Origin of the sequence: Ciceribacter ferrooxidans (genome assembly GCF_004137355.1) — a bacterium.
Lineage (GTDB): Bacteria > Pseudomonadota > Alphaproteobacteria > Rhizobiales > Rhizobiaceae > Allorhizobium > Allorhizobium ferrooxidans.
The window spans coordinates 339,139-365,125 of sequence record NZ_SDVB01000253.1; the positions used below are offsets into that span (position 1 = coordinate 339,139).

At 62.7% G+C, this 25,987-nt stretch carries 22 protein-coding genes and 1 tRNA gene; 17 read left to right on the forward strand and 6 right to left on the reverse strand.

The window, feature by feature from the left end:
* The first annotated feature begins 21 nt into the window (after positions 1–21).
* A tRNA-Arg gene (locus EUU22_RS18045) sits at positions 22–98 on the forward strand.
* A gap of 54 nt (positions 99–152) precedes the next feature.
* Here the strand turns inward: EUU22_RS18045 and mgtA are convergent.
* Positions 153–2,723, reverse strand: a complete 2,571-nt coding sequence (mgtA, locus tag EUU22_RS18050; protein WP_129333372.1) for a magnesium-translocating P-type ATPase — start codon at positions 2,721–2,723, stop codon at positions 153–155.
* A 239-nt stretch (positions 2,724–2,962) separates the two neighbouring features.
* Between mgtA and scpC the strand changes: the two genes are divergently transcribed.
* Positions 2,963–4,456, forward strand: a complete 1,494-nt coding sequence (scpC, locus tag EUU22_RS18055) for a succinyl-CoA:acetate CoA-transferase ScpC (RefSeq protein WP_129333373.1) — start codon at positions 2,963–2,965, stop codon at positions 4,454–4,456.
* Positions 4,457–4,481: 25 nt separating this feature from the next.
* Here the strand turns inward: scpC and EUU22_RS18060 are convergent, their stop codons facing one another.
* Positions 4,482–4,784 carry an ArsR/SmtB family transcription factor gene (locus EUU22_RS18060; RefSeq protein ID WP_112685595.1) on the reverse strand — a complete coding sequence of 101 codons (303 nt, stop codon included), beginning with the start codon at positions 4,782–4,784 and terminating at the stop codon, positions 4,482–4,484.
* Positions 4,785–4,872: 88 nt separating this feature from the next.
* On the opposite strand from EUU22_RS18060, the gene trxC reads away from it, so the two are divergent.
* The 4 genes from trxC to EUU22_RS18080 all read left to right on the forward strand — a co-directional run bounded on the left by trxC (position 4,873) and on the right by EUU22_RS18080 (position 9,254).
* Complete coding sequence (gene trxC, locus EUU22_RS18065; protein WP_129333374.1) at positions 4,873–5,319, forward strand: thioredoxin TrxC; 447 nt, start codon at positions 4,873–4,875, stop codon at positions 5,317–5,319.
* Between the two features lie 108 nt (positions 5,320–5,427).
* Positions 5,428–6,732: an alpha/beta hydrolase gene (locus EUU22_RS18070; RefSeq protein ID WP_129333751.1), complete on the forward strand. Its 1,305-nt coding sequence runs from the start codon at positions 5,428–5,430 to the stop codon at positions 6,730–6,732.
* A 197-nt stretch (positions 6,733–6,929) separates the two neighbouring features.
* Positions 6,930–8,168: an NAD(P)/FAD-dependent oxidoreductase gene (locus EUU22_RS18075; protein WP_129333375.1), complete on the forward strand. Its 1,239-nt coding sequence runs from the start codon at positions 6,930–6,932 to the stop codon at positions 8,166–8,168.
* 33 nt (positions 8,169–8,201) lie between these two features.
* Complete coding sequence (locus tag EUU22_RS18080) at positions 8,202–9,254, forward strand: 4-hydroxyproline epimerase (RefSeq protein ID WP_129333376.1); 1,053 nt, start codon at positions 8,202–8,204, stop codon at positions 9,252–9,254.
* Between the two features lie 37 nt (positions 9,255–9,291).
* On the opposite strand, the gene EUU22_RS18085 is transcribed toward EUU22_RS18080, so the two are convergent.
* Both EUU22_RS18085 and EUU22_RS18090 read right to left on the reverse strand, forming a co-directional pair.
* Complete coding sequence (locus tag EUU22_RS18085; protein WP_129333377.1) at positions 9,292–9,720, reverse strand: RbsD/FucU family protein; 429 nt, start codon at positions 9,718–9,720, stop codon at positions 9,292–9,294.
* Entirely contained in the window at positions 9,704–10,951 is a 1,248-nt protein-coding gene (locus EUU22_RS18090) for an ROK family transcriptional regulator (RefSeq protein ID WP_129333378.1), read from the reverse strand. Before EUU22_RS18090 ends, EUU22_RS18085 begins: the two co-directional genes overlap by 17 nt.
* Before the next feature lie 241 nt (positions 10,952–11,192).
* Here EUU22_RS18090 and EUU22_RS18095 point away from each other — a divergent pair, with 241 nt between their 5' ends.
* The 11 genes from EUU22_RS18095 (at position 11,193) to EUU22_RS18145 (ending at position 22,171) form a co-directional block, all read left to right on the forward strand.
* Positions 11,193–12,218, forward strand: coding sequence for a sugar ABC transporter substrate-binding protein (locus EUU22_RS18095; protein ID WP_129333379.1), 1,026 nt, complete (start codon positions 11,193–11,195; stop codon positions 12,216–12,218).
* A 101-nt stretch (positions 12,219–12,319) separates the two neighbouring features.
* Complete coding sequence (locus tag EUU22_RS18100; protein ID WP_129333380.1) at positions 12,320–13,378, forward strand: ABC transporter permease; 1,059 nt, start codon at positions 12,320–12,322, stop codon at positions 13,376–13,378.
* The gene (locus tag EUU22_RS18105; protein ID WP_129333381.1) at positions 13,378–14,160 is read left to right on the forward strand and encodes an ATP-binding cassette domain-containing protein; all 783 of its coding nucleotides are present in this window, start codon (positions 13,378–13,380) and stop codon (positions 14,158–14,160) included. The genes EUU22_RS18100 and EUU22_RS18105 overlap by 1 nt, the downstream gene beginning before the upstream one ends.
* Positions 14,157–14,780: a nucleoside triphosphate hydrolase gene (locus tag EUU22_RS18110; protein WP_129333382.1), complete on the forward strand. Its 624-nt coding sequence runs from the start codon at positions 14,157–14,159 to the stop codon at positions 14,778–14,780. The genes EUU22_RS18105 and EUU22_RS18110 overlap by 4 nt, the downstream gene beginning before the upstream one ends.
* Before the next feature lie 257 nt (positions 14,781–15,037).
* On the forward strand, positions 15,038–15,430 hold the full coding sequence (locus EUU22_RS18115; protein WP_129333383.1) for a response regulator: 393 nt from the start codon (positions 15,038–15,040) through the stop codon (positions 15,428–15,430).
* 9 nt (positions 15,431–15,439) lie between these two features.
* Entirely contained in the window at positions 15,440–17,668 is a 2,229-nt protein-coding gene (locus EUU22_RS18120; RefSeq protein WP_129333384.1) for an ATP-binding protein, read from the forward strand.
* A 17-nt stretch (positions 17,669–17,685) separates the two neighbouring features.
* Positions 17,686–18,756 (forward strand): response regulator, encoded by a 1,071-nt coding sequence (locus EUU22_RS18125; RefSeq protein WP_129333385.1) that lies wholly within the window; start codon positions 17,686–17,688, stop codon positions 18,754–18,756.
* 88 nt (positions 18,757–18,844) lie between these two features.
* Positions 18,845–19,882 (forward strand): dihydroorotase, encoded by a 1,038-nt coding sequence (gene pyrC, locus EUU22_RS18130; RefSeq protein ID WP_129333386.1) that lies wholly within the window; start codon positions 18,845–18,847, stop codon positions 19,880–19,882.
* A gap of 115 nt (positions 19,883–19,997) precedes the next feature.
* Positions 19,998–20,351, forward strand: coding sequence for a DUF805 domain-containing protein (locus EUU22_RS18135; protein ID WP_129333387.1), 354 nt, complete (start codon positions 19,998–20,000; stop codon positions 20,349–20,351).
* A 129-nt stretch (positions 20,352–20,480) separates the two neighbouring features.
* On the forward strand, positions 20,481–21,173 hold the full coding sequence (locus tag EUU22_RS18140) for an orotate phosphoribosyltransferase (RefSeq protein ID WP_129333388.1): 693 nt from the start codon (positions 20,481–20,483) through the stop codon (positions 21,171–21,173).
* 71 nt (positions 21,174–21,244) lie between these two features.
* Complete coding sequence (locus EUU22_RS18145; RefSeq protein ID WP_129333389.1) at positions 21,245–22,171, forward strand: carbohydrate kinase family protein; 927 nt, start codon at positions 21,245–21,247, stop codon at positions 22,169–22,171.
* Positions 22,172–22,267: 96 nt separating this feature from the next.
* On the opposite strand, the gene pgi is transcribed toward EUU22_RS18145, so the two are convergent.
* Complete coding sequence (gene pgi, locus EUU22_RS18150; RefSeq protein ID WP_129333390.1) at positions 22,268–23,893, reverse strand: glucose-6-phosphate isomerase; 1,626 nt, start codon at positions 23,891–23,893, stop codon at positions 22,268–22,270.
* Positions 23,894–24,186: 293 nt separating this feature from the next.
* Positions 24,187–25,893, reverse strand: coding sequence for a long-chain fatty acid--CoA ligase (locus tag EUU22_RS18155; RefSeq protein ID WP_129333391.1), 1,707 nt, complete (start codon positions 25,891–25,893; stop codon positions 24,187–24,189).
* Positions 25,894–25,987: the final 94 nt, after the last annotated feature.

Below are 25,987 nucleotides of genomic sequence, written 5' to 3' on the forward strand. Positions count from 1 at the left end.
GGTGACACGCCGGCACGGCACGCACCCGTAGCTCAGCTGGATAGAGCACCAGACTACGAATCTGGGGGTCAGGAGTTCGAATCTCTTCGGGTGCGCCATTCTTTCCTTGAAAATTCGAAGATCTTGCGAGCTGCGCGCTTGCCGTTGCGCATTCACGCAAGCCGGCGTCGGCGCCCTTTCGTCCGCGGGCGAAACAGGTGTTGCTTCGCCACTTCCGTGGCCGCCAGATAGGCGGCGATGATCAGGATCGCCGCTCCCATCTGTGCCGCGGACAGCGGCACGAAATCGAACACCCCGGTCAGCGTTCCGAGATAGGGGATGGTGAGTGTCGCGGCGGAGACGGCGATCGTCGACCAGAGAAGCAGCGAGCTCGGCCTGCTTTTCCAGGCCGGCTTGCGGGTGCGCAACACCAGAACGACGCCGAGCTCGGTTAGCAGCGAGATCATGAACCACGATGTCTGGAACGTCGCCTCGCTCGCGTGGAAAACGAGGAGCAGGGAGGCGAAGGTCAGCATGTCGAAACAGGAGCTGATCAGCCCGAACACCACCATGAAGCGCTGGATGTCGCGAATGCTCCATCGCTGGGGCGTGGCGATCTGTTCCGGATCGGCATTGTCGCTCGAAATCGCGATCGACGGCATGTCGGAAAGGAAGTTGTTGAGCAGGATCTGCTTGGCCGAGAGCGGCAGGTAAGGCAGCAGCGGCGTGGCGAGCGCCATGCTGACCATGTTGCCGAAATTGGCGCTGGTGGTGATCGAGATGTATTTCAGGGTGTTGGCGAAGGTCCGCCGGCCCTCCTCGATGCCGGAGCGCAGCACGTCGAGATCGCGGTTGAGAAGAATGATGTCGGCGCTTTCGCGGGCAACATCCACCGCCTGCTCTACCGAGATGCCGACGTCGGCGACGTGCAGCGCCGGAGCGTCGTTGATGCCGTCGCCCAGGTAGCCGACCGAGTGGCCCGTCCGTTGGAGGGCACGGATGATTCTTTCCTTCTGCTGGGGATCGACCTCGACGAAGAGGTCGGTGCGGGCCGCCAGATTCCACAGGGCTTCGTCGTTCAGTCTCGCGATCTCGTCGCCGGTCAGGATGCCGGCGGGGTTGAGGCCGACTGCCTGCGCGACGTGCGCGGTGACGAAGCGGTTGTCGCCGCTGATGACCTTTATGCCGATGCCGAGAGCCGCGAGGTCCTCGATCGTCTTCTTTGCCTCCGCCTTTGGCGGGTCCTCGAACACAAGGAAGCCGCACAGCGTCATCCCGGCTTCGTCGTCGCGGGTGTAGTCTGCCTTCACGCCAGCCTCGCGGGTGGCGATCGCCAGCACGCGGTAGCCTTCGGCGCCTCGGGCCTTGGGAAATCCGGCCAGTTCCTCCCGCAGATCCTCGTCCAGCGGGATCGTCGCTCCGCTCCGCAAGACGGAGATGCAGGCGGCGAGCACGTTGTCGAAAGCTCCTTTGGTGACGATCAGGCGCTGCGAAGATTCGTCGGGGCGTTCGACGACGATGGTCAGCAGCCGCCGGGTGAAATCATAAGGGATCTCGTCGATCTTCGAGTATCCGGAGGTGGTCAGGTTCGAGGTTTCGCCTTTCGCAACAATTGCGGCGTCGATCGGGTTCTCTATCCCCGTCTCGAAAGAGGCGTTGAGGAAGGCAAACTGCAGAACCTCGTCGGAATGGCGACCATCAGTATCGACGGCGTCATGCAGCACCACAGTTCCTTCCGTCAGCGTGCCCGTCTTGTCGGTGCAGAAGATGTCCATGCTGCCGAGGTTCTCGATCGCCTCGAGCCGGCGGACGATGACGCCACGTTCGCTCATGGCCTTGGCGCCGGCAGAAAGCGTGACGGTGATGATCGCCGGCAGGAGCTCCGGCGAGAGGCCGACGGCAAGTGCGACAGCGAAGAGCAGCGATTCCGCCACCGGCCGGTCGAGCAGCAGATTGACGGTCAGCACGAAGAGCACGATCAGCACCATCACGCGGATCAACAGGTAGCCGAACCGCCGCACGCCACGGGCGAAGTCCGTTTCTTCGGGTCTTCCGCGGAGCCTTGCGGCGATGGCGCCGAACTCGCTCTGCCTGCCGGTCTTGACCGCAAGCACCCTCGCGGTGCCGCTGCGCACCGAGGCGCCGAGAAAGACGGCATTGGTTCGCGCGGAAATCGGGGCGTCGGCGGCGACCTTTCCGGGTCGTTTCTCTACGGGAAACGATTCTCCCGTCATTGCCGCCTCGCTGACCAGGAAATCGGCTGCATCGAGCACGAGCCCGTCTGCCGGAATGAGGTTGCCGGCGGAGAGCAGGACGATGTCGCCCGGAACGACGGTCGTGACCGCAACCATCTGTTCTGTGCCGTCCCGCACGACGCGGCAGGTGAGCGCAAGCCGGCGTTTCAGCGCCTCGACAGCCCGAGAGGCGCGATTTTCCTGATAGAAGCCGAGGAGGGAGCTTCCGAGCACGATGGCAACGACGATGGCTGCATCAACCCACTGCTGGAGCAGCATCGACACGACAGCCGCGAAGACGAGGATCAGAACGAGCGGACTTTCGAACTGGCGCAACAGCAGTCGGATGGCGCCGACGCGGCTCGTATCCTCGATCGAATTTGCCCCGAGCTGCGCAAGTCTTTCCTTCGCCTGGGCGGCAGTGAGGCCACCTGCACCGGAACCCAACGCAGCGGTCAGCTCGCCGCCGTCTTTCGTCCAGTAAGGCCTGTCCTGCGCATTGCTGTTCATCGGTTGCTCCGGTCAGAACCGTCCCGCGGGAACCACCGGTATTTCGATTCCTTTCTCTTCGAGAATTCAAGGGTCATTCATCGGCAACCAGGTGGCGTCACAGATCCGGTATGCGCTTTGTGCATATCAGCTTCGCATCGCATGCGACTGAAGAATGATTGCAACGGCGGCGCCGCCACCTCTAAGCCAACCGGAAACCTATGGGACGACACCGCCCCGCATCTGGACGAGGAAAGATCATGCTGCGTGAACGGATTCGACACAGGCCCCTGCTCGATCGGGTCGTGACTGCCGATGAGGCGGCAGCCCTCATAAAGGACGGCATGACGGTCGGCATGAGCGGGTTTACTCGTGCCGGCGAAGCGAAGGCGGTTCCGCTTGCGCTTGCCGAGCGGGCACGCAAGGACCCGCTGAAGATCACGCTGATGACCGGCGCCTCGCTCGGCAACGACCTCGACAAGACCCTCGCCGAAGCCCATGTGCTCGCCCGGCGCATGCCCTTCCAGTCGGATCCGGGTTTGCGCAAGGCCATCAATGCCGGCGAAGTCATGTTCATTGATCAGCACCTCTCCGAAACCGTCGAGCAGCTGCGAACAAATCAGATCCCGCCCGTCGACATCGCGGTCGTCGAGGCCGTTGCGATCACCGAGCAAGGCGGTATCGTGCCGACGACGTCGGTCGGGAATTCCGCGAGCTTCGCGATCCTGGCCGACAAGGTTATCGTCGAGATCAACCTCTCGCAGCCGGTAACGCTCGAGGGTTTGCACGACATCTACATACCGGCCCGCCGGCCAGCCCGCATGCCGATCCCCGTCGTGACGCCGGAAAGCCGTGTCGGTCTGCCATTCATTCCGGTTCCGCCGGAAAAGATCGTCGCGATCGTGGTCTCGGAGAAGCATGACAGCTCGGCGACCATCCTGCCGCCGGACGACGACACCCGTGCGATCGCCGGCAATCTGACGGACTTCCTGTTGAACGAGGTGAAGCGGGGACGGATGGGCTATGAGCTGCAGCCGCTGCAGGCCGGGATCGGGACGATCGCCAATGCGGTACTGCACGGATTCATCGATTCTCCCTTCCATGACCTGAAGATGTATTCGGAGGTCCTGCAGGATTCGACCTTCGAACTGTTCGACGCCGGGAAGCTCGGCTTCGCCTCGGGATCGTCGATCACGCTTTCAGCGAAGATGTACCGCAAGGTACTGCCGCGGCTCGCCGAGTACAAGCATCACCTGATCCTGCGGCCCCAGGAGATCAGCAATCATCCGGAGGTCATCCGGCGCCTCGGCCTCATCTGCATCAATACGGCCCTGGAATTCGACATCTACGGCAACGTCAATTCCACCCATGTCGGCGGCACCCACATGATGAACGGCATCGGCGGCTCGGGCGATTTCGCGCGAAACGGCTACATGTCGATTTTCGTTACCAAGTCGATCGCCAAGAACGGTGCCATTTCAAGCGTGGTACCGATGGTGAGCCATGTCGACCACACGGAGCACGACGTCGACGTGCTGGTGACGGAGGTAGGTCTTGCGGATTTGCGTGGCCTCGCCCCGCGGGAACGTGCGCAGGTCATCATCGCCAACTGCGTCCATCCGGACTATCGCGACGCGCTGCGGGATTATTACGTTCGGGCAAGCCAGCGCGGCGGCCATACGCCGCATATCCTCGAAGAGGCGTTCTCCTGGCACGTCGCATTGCGTGACCGCGGCACCATGCGCTCCGCGTGAGGGTATTGCCGGTGGGTAAGGAAATTCAGACCGAGCAGTAGGTGTTATAGAGCGCGCCGATGACGTTGCGGGCGGGCTCGCTCTCGATCCGGTACCAGATCGTCTGCCCGTCACGCCGGCCGCTGATGATCCGGTCGCGGCGGAGGAGCGCCAGATGCTGCGACACCGTCGAATCCCTGATCCCGAGAAATTCGGCGAGCTGGCCGACCGAGCGCTCGCCGTCTATCAGCTGACAAAGAATGAGAAGCCGGTGCCGGTTGGCGAGCGCCTTCAGTAGTTCACTGGCGTCGTCTGCGGCGTTCTGCATGGATTCAGGATTAAGCTTCATTCTTGCGTATCTACGTCATTGTGAATATAATGTCAACTATCGCAGGCGCCTCTGCCGGGTATATGGCGCCTTGAAGGAGACATATAGCATGGAAACAGATCGGCAAATCGTTTGTCCGCATTGTGGCGCCGTCAATCGCGTGAAGGCAGGGCGTCCGGCCGCCGAGGCGCGCTGCGGCGCCTGTAAGGAGGCTCTCTTCGAAGGGCATCCGGTCGACGCGGATCCAGCGATGTTCGAAAAGCAGATCGCCCGCAGCGAAGTGCCGGTTCTCATCGACGTCTGGGCGCCCTGGTGCGGCCCCTGCAAGATGATGGCGCCCCACTTCGCCGAGGCGGCAAAGGTTCTCGAACCCTCCATGCGTCTGATGAAGCTCAATTCCGAAGATCATCCGGACGTCGCCGGACGGCTCGGCATTCGGGGCATCCCCACGATGTTGCTCTACCGTGGTGGTCGGGAGATCGCCAGGGTCTCCGGTGCGATGTCCGCTCGGCAGATTGTCGACTGGGCGAATGCCCAGCTGACGCAGGGCGCCTGACGGGCTCCGACGACCGGGCCTGTGGCAAGAAAGCACTGGTCTCGCCCTGTGATCCGCGGTACCCCTACGGGCCTTGATCGCTCATAAAGGGACCGCGTATTGACCGGAATGCAATTGGAGGAAGGTGGAATTTCCCCTCCAGCGGCTCGCAAGAGCGCGCGGATTCGTTCCGGATTCATCGGTTTGCTCGCTGTTTGTCTCGTCGCGGCCGGTTGCGCCGGCCGGCCGGTCGGCGTCATGGAGCCCGTGGATGCGAGAGCCGATGGCGCAAGTCGGGTGGATCTCATCGCCGCAACAACGCGTGCCCCGTCCGAAGACAAGGCGATCCTGTTCACCGGCGAACGGGGAAGCGGCCTGATGATGGACGCGGTCACGATCTCCATTCCGCCTGAGAAGAACCGCAAGGTCGGGCAGGTTCAGTGGCCGAAACGTCTGCCGCCGGACCCCTCGCGGGAATTCGCGACCGCCGCGGTCGACCCGCTCGATTCAGATGCGGAAGCCAAGGTCTGGCTCGGCAAGCACAAGGTCACGAGTCGCCGCGTGCTCGTGTTCGTCCATGGCTTCAATAACCTCTACGAGGATTCTGTCTATCGTTTCGCGCAGATCGTTCACGATTCCGGCGCCGAGGTCGTTCCGGTCGTGTTTACCTGGCCGTCACGCGGCAACATCTTCGACTATGCCTACGACCGGGAAAGCACGAACTATTCTCGCGATGCGCTCGAAGACCTTCTGACCCGTATCGCCAGCCATCCCGACGTGTCGGACGTGACGGTGATGGCGCACTCCATGGGCACATGGCTTGCCGTCGAATCGCTGCGTCAGATGGCAATCCGCAACGGGCGCGTCCATCCGAAGATCAACAATGTCATTCTCGCCGCGCCGGATCTCGATGTCGACGTGTTCGCGCAGCAATTCCGCGCGCTGCAGAAGGATGCGCCGCATTTCACGCTCTTCGTCTCGCGTGATGATCGGGCGCTGACGCTTTCCAAGCACCTCTCCGGCAATGTCGAACGGCTTGGGCGCATCGATCCGAGCAAGGAACCCTACCGATCGGAACTGGAGAGCGCCGGAATCACGGTGATCGATCTCACGGAGCTCAAGGCGGAGGATCAACTGAACCACGGCAAGTTTGCCGAAAGTCCGGAAGTGGTGCGCCTGATCGGCCAGAGGCTGGTCGCTGGCCAGACCATCACCGACTCGCAGGTAGGGCTCGGTGAAGGCCTCGCCGCGGTGACCGTAGGCGCAACGAGTACCGTTGGGCAAGCCGCCGGTGCCGTCATCAGCGCTCCGATCTCGATCTTCGATCCGCGCACACGCCGAAGCTACGGGCGCCAACTCATCCTCTTCGGCCAGAGTGCCGAGGGTACGATCGGCTCGGTCGGCAATTCACTGGGTGCCACTGCAGCCAAGTAGGGCATCTCCGCGCAAGTCCTCCCGATCATAACCGTTGCGCAGTGTTCCAAGTTCCTGCTCCGCTGTGCCGTGATCTCGCATGATGACGGATCGCGCGACGAGAAAACTGGTGGCATTTTTTCCAAACTGATATATCACAATGTCTGAACCGGCGCGAAATGCGCGGCGGGCGTTTCCGGGCGAGGGGACTGAGCGGCATGAGCAAGACCACCGTTGTTGTCGGAGCCGGCATCGTCGGCGCGGCGATCGCATTCGAGCTTCAGAGACGTGGTCGCCAGGTGACGCTGATCGATCGCGATCAGCCGGGGCTAGGCGCGTCCTTCGGCAATATGGCGAGCATTGCCGTGTCCGAGTTCATGGCGGTGTCGCGTCCCGCTACATGGAGGAAAATCCCGCGCTGGCTGCTCGACCCTGAAGGCCCGGTCTGGTTGCGGCCTTTCTACGCACCCAAGATGACCTCCTGGTTCCTTCGGTTCATCCTTGCCGGACGTCCTTCGCGGGTCGCCGCAATCGAGGCGGCTGGAGCCGGCCTCTGCGCCCGCGTTCTCGACGATTTGAAGCCGATGCTCGAAGCCGTCGGCGCGCGGGACATGCTGACCGACGAGGGCTGCCTCGCCATATATGAAACCGAAGCGGAGTTTGCCGCCGACCGTGATCATATCGCGCTCATGGAGAATTATGGTTTTGCCCATCAGGTCCTGACCGGAAAGGCGATCCGCGACCTCGAACCCGCCTTGTCGCCGCACATCGTCAAGGCGGTCCTGTTGCCGGCGAATCGTTCGATCCGCGACCCTTATCGGCTCGTGTTGAAGCTCGTCGAAGCCTTCAGGCAAGCCGGTGGCGTCTTTGTCTCCGGTGAGGTCGAACGGGTGGAACGGCACGGCGGCGGTGCGGACGTCGTTCTTGCCGGCGGAACGCGGCTCGTCACTTCCGACGTCGTGCTTGCAGCCGGCGCCCGGACTCGCTTTCTTGCCGCCGCGCTCGGCGAGCCGATCCCGCTTGAGACCGAGCGGGGCTATCACACACAGATCATGGCGCCGGGCATCTCCATGCGTCATTCGATCATCTGGCCGGAGCGCGCCTTCATGGTGACGCCGACCGCGGGTGGCATTCGCGTCGGCGGTAACGTCGAGCTCGCCGGGCTCGATGCCGCGCCCGACTATCGGCGCGCTCGCGTTCTCGTGCGCCACGCCCAGCGCGCGCTACCGGGCCTCAAGGCGGAGGAGACAAGTGAATGGATGGGACATCGCCCTGCCTTCCCCGATACCCTGCCGATCATCTCGGCGTCGTCGCAGGTGCCCGGCGTCTGGTACGCGACGGGGCACGGCCATCTCGGCTTGACCTATTCGGCGACGACGGCGAGGCTCATCGCCGATATGATGACCGGCGCGCGGCCGCCGGTCGACATGGCGCCCTTCAGCATCACCCGCTTTTGACAAAAAACTGCACGCCCGATTGGAGCATAGACGATGAGATGGAAGCGCACGATCCAGTTGCTGGATGTCCATTGCGAGGGAGAGATCGGCAGGCTGGCAATCGGCGGGGTACCGAAAATTCCCGGCGAGACGATCGCCGAGCAGCTGCATTGGCTGAACACCGATCCCAAGGGCGAGGAACTCCGTCGCTTCCTTGTGCTGGAGCCACGCGGCGCGCCGATCGGCTCGGTCAACCTCTTGCTGCCGGCAAAGCATCCCGACGCCGATGCAGGCTTCGTCATCCTCCAGCCGGACCAGGCGCATGCAAGCTCCGGCTCAAACTCGATCTGCACGACGACAGCGCTGCTGGAATCGGGCATCGTTGAGATGAAGGAGCCGGAGACGGTCGTCACACTCGAGACAGCTGCCGGCCTGGTCCGCGCCACGGCCACTTGCCGCGACGGGCACTGCGAGAAGGTGAAGCTCACCATGGTGCCGTCCTTCGTGCATGAACTCGATGTCGGGATCGATACGGAGCAATGGGGGCGCATCACGCTCGACCTCTGCTACGGCGGGATCTTCTACGCACTGGTGGATGTCCAGCAGATCGGCACGACGATCGACAAGTCGAACGCCCGCACACTGGTCGAAGCCGGCATGATCCTGAAAGAGCTGATCAACCGCACCATACCCGTCGTGCATCCGGAAATCCCGGCGATCTCGGGCGTCGCGTATGTCATGTTCCGCGACGTCGATCCGGACGGGGCGATCCGCACCTGCACGACCATGTGGCCGGGACGTGTCGATCGCTCCCCCTGCGGTACCGGAAATTCGGCAAATCTTGCGACGCTCCATGCCCGTGGCAAGGCGAAGGTCGGAGATGTCTTCAAGTCACGGTCGATCATCGGATCCGAGTTCGAGGTCGGGCTCTCCGCAGTAACCGAAGTCGCGGGAAGGCCGGCCATCATCCCGACGATCGCCGGGCGAGGCTTCACTTTCGGGCTGACGCAGGTCGCACTCGATCCGTTCGATCCGTTTGCCGAGGGTTTTGCTCTCACGGATGTGTGGGGACCGTCTGCCGGGGAGATCGGCAAGCCGCGGGCATAAGTGGCGTGCGGCGGTCGCTCGAACCGCCGCGTCCAGTTCAGGGATAGATCACGCCCTTGCGCAGGATCACGTTCGCGTAGAGGCGCGGCTCGCCTGTCTGAACGATCGCGTGGGCAGCGCGGACGCGGTCATAGAAGGCGCTTCCGACGAGCGGCGTCACGCTCCGCTGTGGTTCGTGCCGGTTGCAGCAATCGAGAATCTCGTTGTGCACGGGATCGAGCCGGTCGCGATCGGGGCCGACGGTCGATCGGAAAATTGCCTCGGGGACGAAGTCGTCGATCGGCAACACGCTGAGGACCGCGTTGAGCACCGGCACCAAGCCGTGCCCGTCGAGGCGGATCAGGCGGCGCGCGTGCTCGAGGCCGGGATAATTGCCGTCCACGATGGCGATTTCGTCGCCGTGGCCCATGGCCCGGAGGGTCGCGAGCAGATCGGGTCCGAGAAGAGGATCAAGTCCCTTCAGCATGTTCGATTTCCTTGAATAGCACTGTCTGGTCCGTGAGGTAGCGCGCGAAGATCGGCAGACTTGCACCGCCGATCGCGCGCGCCTGGCTTCCGACGACGCCTTCGACGATTTCGGGCACCTGAATGCCCTGGAGATCGAGACGCTCGAAAGATTTGTTGACGGCGGCGACCAGACGGTGGCGTACCCAGTCGGGGAAACCTCCGTCGATCACAGCCGCGGAAAAGTCGATGATCGAGGAAGCGGCGACCGTGGCTTGAGCGATGGCGTCCGCGCTGTCGCGGATCCAGACATCCAGAGGCGCGCCGAAGTCGATCCAGTCGGATGCGGCGTACCACAGCGGTTGCGGATCGATCCCCCCTTCGCGCAGGAGATTCTCCAGCACAAAGATCGAGGCGATCTCCAGCAGCTGCCTGGTTTCGCCTTGCTTGTTCCGTACGGGGAGGGGACCGATCGCGCCCGCCGTCCCCGTTCTCCCGACGAAGACGGTGGAATTGAGGACAATGCCGCCGCCGATGAAGGATCCGACGTAGAAATAGACGAAATCGGGATAGCGGGAACCGAGGCCGAAAACCAGTTCGGCGCCACAGGCGCTCGTCGCGTCGTTCTGCAGGAAGACCGGATAAGGGACCTGCCCGGCCACTTCCGCCTGCAGGTCGAAATTGCGCCAGGCATCCATGGCCCCATGCGGCGCGCCGACTTCGTCGGCCCAATTCCACAGCTCGAACGGAGCCGCTATGCCGACGCCGGCTACATTCGCCTTCTGCTCGACGGACATGCGTCCCTCGAGTTCGGCGATACCCCCGGCGATGAAGGCGAGTATCTCCCGCGGTTCCGGATAACGATAGGTGCGATGGAGCTGCAGCCTGATCTTTCCGACGAAGTCCATCAGGATCAGGTCCGCGCTGCGTCGGCCGATCTTGACGCCGAAGGAGAAGACGGCGTCGGGATTGAGAAACATCGGCACCGATGGTTGCCCGACCTTGCCACGGATCGGCTTGCCGCGGATGAGCAGCTCGTCCTTTTCGAGCGCCCGCATGATGACGGAAACGGTCTGTGCCGAAAGGCCGGTCTGCCTGGCTATGTCAGCCTTCGAAATGCCACCCTGGCGGCGCACGAGCGAAAGCACGAGCCGCTCGTTATAGGCCCTTACGCGCACCTGGTTGGCACCACCGCCCGCACTCACGAACTGGGGAAGGTCGGACCTGGGCGCCGGTTGTTCGGTAGATGACATGGCCGCTCCTCCTTTCCGACCGAGTTCTCTCCCGCTTCATGCATCATTTGTTCCAGCATGTCACATCCAATTAATAATTCAATTGGATTTATTTATTGACAGAGCCGTTCGCCGGTGTTCTTAATGACATCGGAGGAAGTTGCACTGACCCTTCGAGCCACTATCGGGCGCGGAGATCGCGTCCGGACCATTCGTCTGTCGTATGGCCGCGAACGGCCACTGAATAATTCGGGAGGAAGAAATGAAGAAATCTCTGATCGCAACCGCCGTGTCGGCTCTGGCCCTCGGCGTCGTCTTCGCGGCACCGGCACGTGCCGAAGGCGTCTCGGCTTGCCTCATCACCAAGACGGACACCAACCCCTTCTTCGTCAAGATGAAGGAAGGTGCGACCGCCAAGGCTCAGGAACTCGGCGTCACGCTGAAGGCTTACGCCGGCAAGGTCGACGGCGATTCCGAAAGCCAGGTTGCAGCAATCGAATCCTGCATTGCGGACGGCGCCAAGGGCATTCTGCTCACCGCATCCGACACCAAGGGTATTGTTCCGGCAGTGAAGAAGGCCCGTGACGCCGGTCTCCTCGTAATCGCTCTCGACACGCCGCTCGAACCTCTCGACGCCGCCGATGCCACCTTCGCGACCGACAACCTGCTCGCCGGCAAGCTCATCGGCCAGTGGGCCGCGGCAACCCTCGGCGACAAGGCCAAGGACGCCAAGGTTGGTTTCCTCGACCTGACCCCGTCGCAGCCGACTGTCGACGTCCTGCGTGACCAGGGCTTCATGATCGGCTTCGGGATCGATCCCAAGGATCCGAACAAGATCGGTGACGAAGACGATGCGCGGATCGTTGGCCATGACGTGACGAACGGCAACGAAGAGGGCGGCCGTACCGCCATGGAAAACCTCCTCCAGAAGGATCCGGACATCAACGTTATCCACACGATCAATGAGCCGGCCGCCGTCGGCGCCTACCAGGCGCTCAAGGCTGTCGGTAAGGAAAACGACGTGCTGATCGTGTCGGTCGACGGCGGTTGCCCGGGTGTCAAGGCGGTTGCCGAAGGCCAGATCGGCGCGACCTCCCAGCAATATCCGCTGCTGATGGCATCGCTCGGTATCGAGGCCATCGCCAAGTTCGCGCAGGACGGCACCAAGCCGCAGCCGACGGAAGGCAAGGACTTCTTCGATACCGGCGTTGCGCTGGTCACCGACAAGCCGGCCGAAGGCGTGCCTTCCATCGACACGAAGGAAGGCCTGAACAAGTGCTGGGGTTGATGCCCTGATCCTTTAGGTCGACAATAAATTGAAGGGCGGTCTCGGCCGCCCTTTTTCAAACCGGAAAGCGAAAAGCGCCGGGTCCCTACGGGAGGGTTCACATGGCAAGTATCCAGGAATTCGAAAAGGTTCTCGACAAGAGCGACCAGTCGATCGCCGCGTTCGAGGACAGGTCCTTCCTGCGGAAGGTACAGCACTTTCTGCATTCGACGCCGGCCGCCGTGCCGTTCATCGTGCTCGTCTCGGCGATCATCATCTTCGGCATTACGATCGGCGGCAAGTTCTTCTCGAGCTATACGCTGACGCTCATTCTCCAGCAGATCGCCATCGTCGGCATTCTCGGCGCCGGCCAGACGCTCGTCATCCTGACGGCGGGCATTGATCTGTCGATCGGCGTCATCATGGTCATTTCGGCCGTGATTATGGGCAACTGTGCCGTCACCTATGGACTGCCGACACCGATCGCGATCCTCGCCGGCCTTGTCGCGGGTGGATCTTGTGGCTTCTTGAACGGCTTCCTCGTCGCGAAGGTGAAGCTGCCGCCGTTCATCGTCACGCTCGGCACTTGGTACATCGTCATGTCGACGAACTTCATCTACTCCGCCAACGAGACCATCCGCGAAACAGACGTCGCGGCGAACGCCCCTCTCCTGCATTTCTTCGGAACGAGCTTCAAGATCGGCTCCGCCGTCTTCACGATCGGCGTGGTGACGATGGTGATCCTGGTCCTCGTGCTCTGGTACGCGCTCAATCATACCGCCTGGGGCCGGCACCTTTACGCCGTCGGCGACGATCCAGAGGCCGCCAAGCTCTCCGGTATCCGTACAGACAAGGTCCTTCTCGGCGCCTATTCGCTCGCAGGCGTAATCGCCGCGATCGCCGCCTGGGTCTCGATCGGCCGCAACGGTTCGATTTCGCCCTCCGCGGCCGTGACCGACTATAACCTGCAGGCCGTCACCGCCGCGGTGATCGGTGGTATCTCGCTCTTCGGCGGGCGCGGTTCCATCCTCGGCACGCTCATCGGCGCGATGATCGTGGGTGTCGTCTCCATGGGTCTCAACATGCTCGGCGCTGATCCTCAGTGGAAGGTCTTCCTGACAGGCGTTCTCATCATCTCGGCGGTCGCCGTCGACCAGTGGATCAGAAAGGTAGCAAGCTGATGGCACAGGAAGCACTTCTCACCGCCCGCGGGCTCATCAAGCGCTACGGTCGCGTCACCGCTCTCGACAACGCCGATTTCGACCTCTATCCGGGCGAAATCCTCGCGGTCATCGGCGACAACGGCGCCGGCAAGTCTTCGCTGATCAAGGCGATCTCGGGCGCCGTTCGTCCGGACGAGGGCGAGATTCGGCTCGAAGGCAAGCCGGTGCACTTCTCCTCGCCGATGGAGGCGCGCGATGCCGGCATCGAGACGGTCTATCAGAACCTCGCGTTGTCGCCGGCGCTATCGATCGCCGACAACATGTTCCTCGGCCGCGAAATTCGCCGGCCGGGGCCGCTCGGGTCCGTTTTCCGCATGCTCGACCATAAGCGGATGGAAAAGATCGCCCGCGACAAGCTTACCGAACTGGGATTGATGACGATCCAGAACATCAACCAGGCCGTGGAAACGCTGTCCGGCGGCCAACGCCAGGGCGTCGCCGTGGCTCGTGCTGCCGCTTTCGGATCGAAGGTCGTCATCATGGACGAGCCGACGGCCGCCCTCGGGGTGAAGGAATCCCGACGCGTGCTCGAGCTCATTCTGGAAGTCCGCTCCCGCGGCCTGCCGATCGTGCTCATCTCGCACAACATGCCGCACGTCTTCGAGGTGGCCGACCGCATTCACATCCATCGGCTCGGGCGGCGCCTCTGCGTCATTAAGCCCGGCGACTATTCGATGGCGGACGCGGTCGCCTTCATGACCGGCGCGCGCCCGGCACCGGACGCGGAAATGGCTGCATGAGGCCGGGCCTGCCGGAGGTCGCAGACGAGATCAAGAAGCGGGCTGCAGGACATGCCCGCTTCCTCGTCGCCATTGCCGGGCCACCGGGGGCGGGCAAATCGACGGTCGCGGAGACGCTCGCCGAAACGCTCGTCGAACGGGGTGAAACGGCCGTCGTGCTGCCGATGGACGGGTTCCACATGGATAATGCGGTCCTTGAAGAAAAGGGACTGCTACGCCGCAAGGGTGCGCCCGAAACCTTCGACGTTCGCGGTTTCATCGACATCGTCCATGCCATTCGTGCCGGCGGCGAGGTGCTCGTCCCGGTCTTCGATCGCAGCCGCGAGATCGCCATCGCCGCCGCGCGCGTGATATCGCCAGCCCACCGCATCGTGATCGCGGAGGGCAACTACCTGCTGCTCGAGGAGGCGCCATGGTCGGCGCTTGCCGGTCTTTTCGACCTCTCCATCCTTCTCGATGTCCCGGAAGAGGTGCTCGCCGAGCGCCTCGCCGACCGTTGGCGCGGTTATGGTCTCACACCTGCCGAGATCGCGGCGAAGGTCGGCGAAAACGATCTTCCGAACGGTCGCCGTGTGCTCCGCCAGAGCCGCCGCGCCGATCTCGTGATCACCAATCTCTGACCCGTTTTCCAGCGCTGAGACCGCACCCGGCGCCCCCGGGGCTACGCGCCAAAGCGGTCGCGCGTGAGGGCTGGTTCCTCTTGCCGCCCTCAGTGCCGCAAACCGTAAAATTCGAAGAATTTGCTTCAGGCAATTTCAGTTCGCGGCTGATACCAACCGGGTATCCGCGGAGGTCTTCCGCTCAGCCGTGTCGCCTCACGCTATCCGGCGGACGGAACCGGCCGCAGCAAAGAAGAAAAAGGGTGTCAGAGAAAACCATGCCCATCTTGATCGTCGAAGACAACGCGACCAACGCGATGATCCTGAAACATCTGGCCAAGAAGGTCACCGACGACGAAATCGTCGTCGAGGGCGATGCCGGACGGGCACTCACCCTTTGCCATAACACCTTCTTCTCCATGTTGATCGTCGATCAGATCCTGCCCGGCATGACCGGCCTGGAGGTTGTCCGCAAGATCAGGATGATGGAGCGCTACGACGGCGTGCCGATCGTCATGGTGACGGCCGATCAGGAGCCGAAACTACAGGACGCGGCTCACGAGGCCGGCGTGACGGCATTCCTGACCAAGCCGGTGGAAGCGGTCGCTTTCCGCAACCTCCTGATCTCCCATCTGGGGCTCCGTTCTTCCGCACCAGCTGCGGCCGGCTGAGGTCGACTGATGGGATACCTGACGAGCGTCGGCAGTCGGACTTTGCGGAAGGTCACCGACACGGCGACCATTCTCCAGGTTCTTTCGGCCATCCTGCTCGTCGTACTGGTCGGGCTGTTCGTCGACATCTCCCGTCATTTCCAGTTGCTCTATGACGACGCGCGCGAGGATGCTCTCTGGTCCGTTGTCCAGTTTGATCGCGATCTGCGCGCCCTGGCGCATGATGTAACGGAGGTGAGGAGCGGCGTATCGGCAGCTGTCCGCGTGAACGAGATCGGCGTTCGCTTTGATGCGCTGGGGCAGCTCGCACGGACGCTTGGCGAGCCATCGATCGCTCGCGACGCCGCGACGGAGACTCTTTACCAGTCGGTGGTCTCCGGTTTGGCCGACGCGGAACGGATCCTTTCGAAACTCGGGACTGACTCCGATGCCGGCGATCATCTCGCCGATCTCGAGCGAGCGCTATCCGAACTCGGACGTCAGGTCGAGCAACTGCCGGCGCGCGTGCATGCCGAACAGAGCGCCGCGCGCGAAATAGGCCGTGCCGCCGTACTCGATCTGGGGCGCAGCGCGGCCGCAATGCTCATCCTGCTGCTCGCCTCCGTCATCTTCCTCGTGGTCACGTTACGCCGGCAGCTGGGCGCCGTCCGCCAGACGGGACGCGAGCTCAAGGTGGTGACCAGGCAACTCACCGAAGCCTATGAGGCGGCGGACGCGGGCAATCGGGCGAAGTCGCAATTCATGGCCACCATGGGCCACGAAATCCGCACGCCGCTCAACGCCATCCTCGGCATGGCGGAACTGCTCGAATATTCGGAACTTCCGGAGGATGCACTTTCGAGCGTCAAGACGATCCGCTCGTCGGGCGAGGCGTTGCTCGAAGTGATCAACGAGATCCTCGACTACGCGAAGATCGAGCATGGCAAGCTCGAACTCGAAGAGCGCGCGGTCGACATTTCGGCGCTGGCGGAAACGACCACGAACATCATTCGCGGCCGAGCGGCCGAGCACGGCAATGCCGTTATTCTGGATATACCCGATGCGCTCGATGCCCATTATGTCCGGACGGATCCGACGCGTTTGCGCCAGGTCCTGCTGAACCTCCTGAGCAATGCCGTTAAGTTCACCTGCAAGGGTACGGTCACGCTTCGGGTCCGGGAGTTCTATCGCGCCGGCAAGCTGATGCTGCGTTTCGAGGTCGAGGATACCGGCATCGGCATCGACGAGGCCGGCCTTGAAAAGCTCTTCCAGCCGTTCTCGCAGGTCGATGCCAGCATCAGCCGCAGATATGGCGGCACGGGTCTCGGCCTTACCATCTGCAAGCAGATCGTCGAAAAGCTCGGCGGTGAACTCGGCATGAGCAGTACGGTCGGGGTCGGAAGCATCTTCTGGTTTGAGATCGCCGTCGTCGCGGTGGACCGGGACGAGGTGGCGAACCACGCGGCCGGCCAGGACGCGGCGGCGGGTCTGCCGCGCAAGCGTATCCTTCTGGTCGAGGACAACCGTGTCAACCAGCAGGTCGCGCGGCGTTTCCTGGAACGGCTCTGCCAGGACGTCACCATCGCCAACGACGGGGCCGAGGCGGTGCGTCTTTGCGAAAACGAGACGTTCGATCTCATCTTCATGGACATGCAGATGCCCGTGATGGACGGCATCGAGGCGACCCGCCGGATTGCCGCGGGCAGCCCGAACGGAACGACCCCCATCGTCGCCATGACGGCAAACGCCTCTGATGACGACCGTCGGCGCTGTGTCGAAGCCGGGATGGTCGGGTTCGAAGCCAAGCCGATCACAATGAAGAGGTTGCGCAACGTGCTCACGAGACTTTCGGAGGCAACGATCGACGACAGTGCGAAGGCGGAGCCGTATGACACCGGCCTGCCGGATCTGGAGGCGGTCGATATCCCCGTGCTGGCACCGCTCCCCATCGACGGTCTCGACGGTGAACGGCAATCGGAACTGGTCGAGGCGCTCGGCGAGGACGTTTTCCAGGAGTTGATCGTGTCCTTCTTCGACGATGCCGGAAGCCTCGTCCTGGAACTGCGTCAGGCCGTCCGCGAGGGAAGCCCGGATGATGTCGATCGCGTTCTCCACACGATCAAGGGCGCCGCGATCAACGTCGGCCTCAACGACATTGCCGGAAAGGTGAGCGCTTTGCGCAAGACAGAGCCGGAGCTCACCGACGTGGACCGGCTGACCGACGAACTGGAAACCCTGAGGTTCAAGCTTGTGGCCTGACGGCCAAGGAGGCGACGATGCGTATTCTGCTGGTGGACGACAACAATACAAATCTCAAGCTCCTGACGAAGCTCGTCGCGAAACTCGACCAGTGCGAGGCCGTGCCCTTCGCTGGTCCTGATGCGGTCCTGTCCGCATTGCCGGACCTCGATTTCGACGTCGCCATCATCGATTACCAGATGCCCGTGTACAACGGCGTCGAGCTCTACACAGAGATCGTCCGGTTCGAGAAGTACGCCAATGTTCCGGTGATCTTCATCACTGCGGACACGGACATGACGACGCGCATGGCGGCCCTGAATGCCGGGGCGATCGACTTTCTGACGAAGCCGGTGAACCCGGTCGAGTTCCAGGCACGCGTACAGAACATCGTGAGCCTTTCTCGCGCACGCAAGCAATTGGCGGACCAGGCAGAATGGCTCCGCCGCGAAGTCGACCGGGCCGTTGCCGAACTGCGCCAGCGCGAACAGGAGATCATTCACCGGCTGACGCTGGCCGCCGAATACAAGGATCCCCACACCTCCCGCCACACCTCCCGCGTGGCCGCCTATTCCGAGGCGATCGCCGTGGAGCTCGGCCTGCCGGAAGAGATGTGCAATGACATCCGCCTCGCCGCACCGATGCACGACGTCGGAAAAGCCGCCATGCCGGACACCTTGTTGCTGAAGCAGGGCCGCCTCACGGAGGCGGAGTATCGGCAGATGCAGGCGCACGCCCAGATCGGCGGAAGCATCCTTGCGCAATCGCAATCGTCCTTGCTGCAACTCGCCTCGGAAATCGCCGTCAGCCATCACGAGCGCTGGGACGGGCAGGGCTATCCGAATCGGCTGGCGGGTGAGGCGATCCCCATCGCCGGCCGGATCGTCTGCATCGCCGACAACTTCGATGCGCTCACCACCGAGCGCCCCTACAAGTCCGCATGGTCGTTCGACCGGACCGTCGAGCACATCCGAGGCCGGGCTGGTTCGCAGTTTGATCCGCAATGCGTGGCGGCCTTCGAGCGTGCGCTTCCGAAGATCTACGAGATCATGCAAAAGGATCGCGAGGAGCAGGCGTTGTCGGCCGTGGCCGCGGCCTCCGGCTTCTGACGAACACCTTTGACTGCCGAAAAAGCGGGATTGACCGGCGGGCTGGGCGTGCTATCGACGGCCGACAGAGATCTGCCGGAGGCATGCCATGCAATCGCTCACCATCCGCCGCCCCGACGACTGGCATCTGCACCTGCGAGACGGTGTCATGCTTCGCGCCGTGATCGCCGATACGAGCCGGCATTTCGCTCGCGCCATAGTCATGCCGAACCTCGTGCCGCCGGTCGTCACGACGGCTGATGCCCGTGATTACCGCGGCCGTATTTTGGATGCGCTTCCGGATGGCCACAGCTTCGAGCCACTGATGACGCTCTACCTGACGGAGGAGACCGATCCGGATGATGTCGAAGAGGGCAAGCGCAGTGGGCTGATCACGGCGGTGAAACTCTATCCCGCCGGTGCGACCACCAATTCGGCGAGCGGCGTGCGCAATCTCGAAAAGGTGATGCCCGTTCTGGAGCGGATGGCGAAGATCGGCCTGCCGCTCTGCGTCCACGGCGAAGTCACTGCGCCGGAAGTCGATATCTTCGATCGCGAGGCTGTTTTCATCGAGACGGTGCTCGATCCCTTGCGCCGGCGACTGCCGGAACTGAAGGTGACGATGGAGCACGTGACGACCTCCGACGGCGTCGACTACATCCGCGCCTCGACTGCCAATCTCGCAGGGTCCATCACGACCCACCACCTGATCATCAACCGCAACGCGATCCTCGTCGGCGGTATTCGTCCGCACTACTATTGTCTGCCCGTCGCCAAGCGCGAGAGCCATCGCTTGGCGTTGCGGGCGGCGGCGACGTCGGGCGATCCTCGCTTCTTCCTCGGCACCGATTCCGCACCTCACGTCGATCCCGCGAAGGAATGCGCCTGCGGCTGCGCCGGCATTTATTGCGCGCCGAACACCATGAGCTGCCTTGCCCACGTGTTCGAGCAGGAGGGCGCGCTCGACAAGCTCGAGGCCTTCGTGTCGCTGAATGGACCGGCCTGGTACGGTCTGCAGCCGAACGAGACGCGGATCACCCTGGTCAAGCGCGAGACACCGGTGGAGTTTCCGAAGAAGATCGAGACGGGCGCCGGTTCGGTTACCGTTTTCGATCCGATGTTCCCGCTCTTCTGGGACGTCGAGTAAGCCCCTCCCGCCGACCATTCTTGGGTGTTTGTCCGGCGGACATCAGTGCCTCGTTGCCGAGGCTCGAGAAATCGCCTAGCCGATTCCTACGGAAAAGCATTTTCGGGGGAGCAAAATGGCGTTTCAAGAATCCGTTTCCACTGTCCTGTCGAAATACAAGGATTTCACCGGCCGTGCATCACGCTCGGAATTCTGGTGGTTTGCACTCTTCACAGTGATCGTCAATTTCGTGGCGTCGCTGCTCGATCAGGCGATTATCGGGATCGGGCTGCTCGACACGCTGGCCGCGCTCGCCCTGCTTCTTCCGAGCCTTGCCGTCGGTGCGCGCCGTCTCCACGACATCGACAAGTCCGGCTGGTTCATGCTCCTTGCGCTGATCCCGGTCGTCGGCTGGATCGTGCTCATCTATTTCAATGTGCAACCGAGCCAGCCAACGGCAAACCGGTTCGGCGCGCCGCCTGTCGCCTGAGTGCAGAGGCACCGCTTCGCCGGCGTATTCCGGCGCACACCCTCTTTTGCCTGATATCTGCCGCTGGAAAGCAGGGCGGCTTGCTGCTATTGCCGTTGCAATGCAATCAGGAAGCAAGAGGGACCGCCCATGATGCCGACGTCGTTTTCCGATCCTGCCGTAATGGCGGAACTCGTTGCGAAGATGCTGTGGGAGATCAAGGCGGTGCATTTTTCCGCCGACAAGCCCTACAAGCTGTCGTCGGGGATGATGAGCCCGGTCTATATCGACTGCCGCAAACTCCTCTCCTATCCCCGCATCCGCTCGGCGGTGATGGATTTCGCCGCCGCGACCGTCATGCGCAACGCCGGCTTCGAGCAGTTCGACTGCATCGCCGGCGGCGAGACCGCGGGCATTCCCTTCGCCGCGCTTCTGGCCGACCGTCTGGGCCTGCCGATGATCTACGTGCGCAAGCAGCCCAAGGGCCACGGCCGTAATGCCCAGATCGAGGGCCATATGCCCGAAGGCGCGCGGGTGCTGGTGATCGAGGACCTGACGACGGCCGGCGGCAGCATGTTCAAGTTCATCGATGCCGTGCGCGCAGCCGGTGGTGTCGTCGACCACGGGATTGCACTCTTCTTCTACGGGATCTTCCCCGAGGCGAAGGAGCGTTTCGTCAACGGCAACGTCACCTTGCATTACATCGCGACCTGGCGCGAGGTCCTTGCCGTCGCGCGCGCGCAGAAGCTTTTCGACGAGAATACCCTCGCCGAGGTCGAGGCCTTCCTCGATGCGCCGCTCGCCTGGTCTGCGCGCAACGGTGGCGTCGCCTCTCTTTCCTGAGGAGGGGCTGGCAATCCCGGGCGGATTGCTTTAAATCGATTGAAAACGTCTAGGGCTAGCGGGAGGCTTGTATGATACTGTGTTGCGGCGAGGCGCTTATCGACATGCTTCCGCGTGAGACGACGCTTGGTGAAAAGGGCTTCGCTCCCTATGCCGGCGGCGCGATCTTCAACACGGCGATCGCGCTCGGACGGCTCGGCATTCCGACTGGCTTCTTCACGGGCCTCTCCGACGACATGATGGGCGACATCCTGCGTGAGACGCTGAAGTCGAGCAATGTCGACTTTTCCTACTGCGCCACACTGCCACGGCCGACGACCATCGCCTTCGTCAAGCTCGTCAACGGGCAGGCGACCTACGCGTTCTACGACGAGAATACTGCGGGGCGGATGATCACTGAAAGCGACCTGCCTTCCCTCGGCGACGACTGCGAGGCCCTGCACTTCGGCGCCATCAGCCTGATCCCCGAGCCTTGTGGGTCGACCTACGAGGCGCTGATGGTGCGCGAACAGGCGACCCGCGTCATCTCGCTCGATCCGAACATCCGTCCGGGCTTCATCAAGGACAAGGCGGCCCACATGGCGCGCATCGAGCGGATGGCCGCGATGTCGGACATCCTGAAATTTTCGGATGAGGACCTGGATTGGTTCGACCTACCCGGCAGCCAGGACGAACGCGCCGCCTATTGGCTGACGCGCGGCGCCAAACTCGTCGTCGTCACCAAGGGCGCCGAAGGCGCCACGGGCTACACGCCCGGCTTCAAGGTCTCGGTTCCGTCGAACAAGGTCACCGTTGTCGACACCGTGGGCGCGGGCGATACGTTCGACGCCGGCATTCTCGCCTCGTTGAAGATGCAGGGCCTGTTGACCAAGGAGAAGGTAGCGGCAATCAACGAGAAGGCCGTCGAAGCTGCCCTAACTCTTGGGGCAAGGGCCGCGGCGGTCACCGTATCGCGCGCCGGCGCAAACCCACCTTTCGCCCACGAGATCGGACTCTAGCACGGTTCGGTCTTGCCGCTTTCCCGAGTGTCCGGTTCCCCTTGGTTCTTCAGCTTATCGGACAGGTCTGTCGTGAGTTGCCTGCCCTGGGATCCGTCATCCGGCGCGTGACAGCAGGCTGGCGACCAGACCTGCCGTCGAACTGTCGTGGCCGGAAGGGGCAGTTTTGCCCTCGACCACCGGCAGCAGCGCGGTCGCGAGTTCCTTGCCGAGTTCCACGCCCCACTGATCGAACGAGTTGATGCGGAAGAGAACGCCTTCGACGAAGACGCGGTGTTCGTAAAGCGCGATCAGCCGGCCCAGTGCAAAGGGGGTGAGCTGATCGTAGATGAAAGTGATCGAGGGACGATTGCCGGAGAAGACGCGGTGCGGCGCGAGGCGCTCGATATCGGCTTCGCTCGCACCTTTCGCCTCGAGCTGCGCCTTCGCTTCGGCAAGCGTGCGGCCTTTCATCAAGGCCTCGGACTGGGCAAGGCAGTTGGCGATGAGCAGTTGATGCTGGTGACGCAGCTCCGGTTCGAAACCGTTGGCGGCGATCATGAATTCGACCGGCACGACGGTCGTTCCCTGATGGAGCAACTGGTAGAACGCATGCTGGCCGTTGGTGCCGGGCTCACCCCAGACGATCGGACCGGAATTACCGGCGACCGGCTTGCCGTCGATTGTCACGCTCTTGCCGTTCGATTCCATATCCAGTTGCTGGAGGTAGGCGGCGAAGCGGGAGAGCCGCTGGTCATAGGGCAAGATCGCGCGCGAGGCATGGCCGAGCACGTTGCGGTGATAGAAGCCGATGAGGCCGAGCAGCATCGGCAGGTTTTCCCGCAACGGTGCCGCGCGGAAGTGGTTGTCCATCGCATGGGCGCCGTCGAGGAAATGGCCGAAGTCCTCGGCGCCGATCGCGATCATCAAGGAGAGACCGATCGCCGACCAGACGGAATAGCGGCCGCCGACCCAGTCCCAGAAGCCGAAGACCCGATCCTCCGGAATGCCGAAGGCTGCTACGGCGTCGAGCGCCGTAGAGACGGCAGCGAAGTGGTGGCCGACGGCCTCCTCGCCGAGCGCGCTCGCGACGAAGCCGCGTGCCGTCCGGGCGTTCGTCATGGTCTCGATCGTCGTGAAGGTCTTCGAGGCGACAATGAAGAGGGTCGTTTCGGCGGCCAGGTTCTTCAGGGTATCGGCGATGTGCGCACCGTCGACATTGGAGACGAAATGCAGGCGCGGCCCGTCATGATAGGGGGCGAGCGCCATCGTCGCCATGGCAGGACCGAGATCGGACCCACCGATGCCGATATTGACCACATCGGTTATCTTCTTGCCGGTCGCACCGGTGATGCTGCCACTGCGGACATCTTCAGCAAAACGTCCCATGGCGTCCAGAACCGCATTGACGTCGGGCATCACATCCTTGCCGTCGACGAATACCGGCGTGTTGGCGCGGTTGCGCAGCGCCGTATGCAGCACGGCGCGTCCTTCGGTGAAATTGATCGTCTCCCCGGCGAACATCGCATCCCGTTTTTCGGCAATGCCGGTCGCGGTCGCAAGCTCCTCCAGCAGGGCGAGGATCTCCTCGTTCACGGCGCACTTGGAATAATCCATCAACAGGTCGTCGAGGCTCGTGCTGAAGCGGGCGAACCGATTTGTGTCGGCGGCGAAAGCCGCCCGGATATCCTCCGCTCTCGTGGCAGTTGCGGTGCTGGACAGTTTGTCGATGATCGCCTGCATCTATCTCCCCTCGAGTGCGGACACGGGTCCGAAACGGGCGTGGCGGCCTTGCGGTTCGCTCTTGCTCATCCGAGCAGGCGCGAGGATAACCTGCAAATCCGAACACCACGCCAGAATCATGGAGCCGCAAGTGTCCTTCGGCTTTTCGGAAGCAGGACACTAGTGCGGCGCCCGTGAGCGATCAAGGCGAGTTCATGCGCACCGGCGCCGGCCAGTGACATTCTGGAGATGGGTGAGACCGATGCGGCACAGTCCTGGCCCGGCGCGCCGCAGTCGGCCGGATGGCGGCGAGGTCAGGCGGTCGGCCGCAACTCCCGGCGCAAGATCTTGCCGACGTTCGACTTCGGCAGTTCACTCCGGAATTCGATGTAGCGCGGGCGCTTGTAGTTGGTGAGGTTCGCCGTCAAATGCGCCTTCAGCGCCTCTTCGGTGAGCTCCGGGTCCTTCTTGACGACGAAGAGCTTGACGGCCTCGCCGGAATGCTGGTCGGGGACTCCGATCGCCGCACATTCCAGCACGCCCGGATGCAGGGCGGCCACTTCCTCGATCTCGTTCGGATAGACGTTGAAGCCCGAGACGAGGATCATGTCCTTCTTGCGGTCGACGATCTTGATGTACCCGCGCTCGTCCATCAGGCCCATGTCGCCGGACCGGAAGAAGCCGTCGTCGGTCATCACCTTGGCCGTCTCTTCTGGCCGTTGCCAATATCCCGCCATGACCTGCGGACCGCGAATACAGATTTCGCCGACCTGGCCGATCGGCAGCGTCTTGCCGTCCTCGTCACGGATTTCGACGTCGGTCGAGGGAAGCGGCACCCCGATCATCCCGGAAAATTCGGGTGCGTTCAGCGGGTTGGCCGTGGCGACCGGCGAGGTTTCCGAAAGTCCGTAACCTTCGGTGATCGGGCATCCCGTCATTTCGTGCCAGCGTTCTGCTACCGGTCGCTGCACCGACATGCCCCCGCCAAAGACGAGCAGCAGGGAAGAATGATCGCTTTTCTTGAACTCTTCATTGTTCATAAGGGCATTGAACAAGGTGTTGAGCCCGGGGAAGATATGGACCTTGTATCTTTGCAGTTCTTTGACGAAGGCCGGTATGTCGCGCGGATTGGCGATCAGGATGTTGTGTCCCCCGGTAACCAGCCCCATCAGCGAATTCACCGTCAGCGCGAAGATATGATACAGCGGCAGCGCGCAGATGAAAGTCAATACCTCGGGCCGCGACCCACTGGTGAACCCGGACTCCAGCCAGATGCTCATCTGTGATGCATTTGACAGAAGGTTGGCGTGGGTCAGCGTCGCACCCTTGGATACACCTGTCGTGCCGCCCGTATACTGAAGGAAGGCGACGTCACTGCCCTTCACGTCTACAGGTTCGAGGCTCTGGCGAGCACCTTCCGAAAGAACCTGCCGAAAGCTTCTGTGGCCCGGGATGGACCAGGCCGGCACCAGTTTCTTGACCTTGCGGACGACGAAGTTGACTATGTGGCCCTTGAGGCCCAGCATGTCGCCCATGGTCGCGACCACAACATGCTTCAGCGGCAGGTGCGGCAGGACCTGCTCCACCGTATGGGCGAAGTTCTCCAGTACGAAGATCGCCTTGGCGCCGGAGTCCTTCAGCTGGTGTTCAAGCTCGCGCGGCGTGTAGAGCGGGTTGACGTTGACGACAACGAAGCCCGCACGAAGGATGCCGTAGACCGTCACCGGGTTCTGCAGGATGTTGGGCGTCATCACGGCGACCCGGTCGCCCTTCGCCAGTCCTTGGGCCTGGAGCCAAGCGCCAATCTTGCGGGACTGAGCTTCCAGTTCGCGGAACGTCATGCCGCGTCCCATGCTCGAAAAGGCGAGCCGGTCGGCGTATTTGGCGCAGCTGCTTTCGAAAAGCGCTCCAAGCGAAGCGTGCTCGAGCGGCGCAATTTCCGCCGGTACGCTTTCCGGATAGGAAGCAAGCCAAATCCTCTCCGCTGCGTGCCCACTGCGGCGGCTTGATACGTCCGACATGCTTTCCTCCCGACCATGTCTCACGCTTCGCCCTCGCGGGCGGCGTGCATTTCCTCCTCGTTGCCCAACAGCGAGAGTATGCCTTTGATCTCGC

What these genes read in the sequence shown, in the direction of transcription:
- EUU22_RS18075 (WP_129333375.1), top strand. Translation starts at nt 6,930, where the DNA reads ATGAGCAAGACCACCGTTGTTGTCGGAGCCGGCATCGTCGGCGCGGCG.
- scpC (WP_129333373.1), top strand. Translation starts at nt 2,963, where the DNA reads ATGCTGCGTGAACGGATTCGACACAGGCCCCTGCTCGATCGGGTCGTG.
- mgtA (WP_129333372.1), bottom strand. Translation starts at nt 2,723, where the DNA reads ATGAACAGCAATGCGCAGGACAGGCCTTACTGGACGAAAGACGGCGGC.
- EUU22_RS18100 (WP_129333380.1), top strand. Translation starts at nt 12,320, where the DNA reads ATGGCAAGTATCCAGGAATTCGAAAAGGTTCTCGACAAGAGCGACCAG.
- EUU22_RS18070 (WP_129333751.1), top strand. Translation starts at nt 5,428, where the DNA reads ATGCAATTGGAGGAAGGTGGAATTTCCCCTCCAGCGGCTCGCAAGAGC.
- EUU22_RS18120 (WP_129333384.1), top strand. Translation starts at nt 15,440, where the DNA reads ATGGGATACCTGACGAGCGTCGGCAGTCGGACTTTGCGGAAGGTCACC.
- EUU22_RS18085 (WP_129333377.1), bottom strand. Translation starts at nt 9,720, where the DNA reads ATGCTGAAGGGACTTGATCCTCTTCTCGGACCCGATCTGCTCGCGACC.
- EUU22_RS18140 (WP_129333388.1), top strand. Translation starts at nt 20,481, where the DNA reads ATGATGCCGACGTCGTTTTCCGATCCTGCCGTAATGGCGGAACTCGTT.
- pgi (WP_129333390.1), bottom strand. Translation starts at nt 23,893, where the DNA reads ATGCAGGCGATCATCGACAAACTGTCCAGCACCGCAACTGCCACGAGA.
- EUU22_RS18155 (WP_129333391.1), bottom strand. Translation starts at nt 25,893, where the DNA reads ATGTCGGACGTATCAAGCCGCCGCAGTGGGCACGCAGCGGAGAGGATT.
- pyrC (WP_129333386.1), top strand. Translation starts at nt 18,845, where the DNA reads ATGCAATCGCTCACCATCCGCCGCCCCGACGACTGGCATCTGCACCTG.
- EUU22_RS18060 (WP_112685595.1), bottom strand. Translation starts at nt 4,784, where the DNA reads ATGAAGCTTAATCCTGAATCCATGCAGAACGCCGCAGACGACGCCAGT.
- EUU22_RS18105 (WP_129333381.1), top strand. Translation starts at nt 13,378, where the DNA reads ATGGCACAGGAAGCACTTCTCACCGCCCGCGGGCTCATCAAGCGCTAC.
- EUU22_RS18145 (WP_129333389.1), top strand. Translation starts at nt 21,245, where the DNA reads ATGATACTGTGTTGCGGCGAGGCGCTTATCGACATGCTTCCGCGTGAG.
- EUU22_RS18080 (WP_129333376.1), top strand. Translation starts at nt 8,202, where the DNA reads ATGAGATGGAAGCGCACGATCCAGTTGCTGGATGTCCATTGCGAGGGA.
- trxC (WP_129333374.1), top strand. Translation starts at nt 4,873, where the DNA reads ATGGAAACAGATCGGCAAATCGTTTGTCCGCATTGTGGCGCCGTCAAT.
- EUU22_RS18110 (WP_129333382.1), top strand. Translation starts at nt 14,157, where the DNA reads ATGAGGCCGGGCCTGCCGGAGGTCGCAGACGAGATCAAGAAGCGGGCT.
- EUU22_RS18135 (WP_129333387.1), top strand. Translation starts at nt 19,998, where the DNA reads ATGGCGTTTCAAGAATCCGTTTCCACTGTCCTGTCGAAATACAAGGAT.
- EUU22_RS18090 (WP_129333378.1), bottom strand. Translation starts at nt 10,951, where the DNA reads ATGTCATCTACCGAACAACCGGCGCCCAGGTCCGACCTTCCCCAGTTC.
- EUU22_RS18115 (WP_129333383.1), top strand. Translation starts at nt 15,038, where the DNA reads ATGCCCATCTTGATCGTCGAAGACAACGCGACCAACGCGATGATCCTG.
- EUU22_RS18125 (WP_129333385.1), top strand. Translation starts at nt 17,686, where the DNA reads ATGCGTATTCTGCTGGTGGACGACAACAATACAAATCTCAAGCTCCTG.
- EUU22_RS18095 (WP_129333379.1), top strand. Translation starts at nt 11,193, where the DNA reads ATGAAGAAATCTCTGATCGCAACCGCCGTGTCGGCTCTGGCCCTCGGC.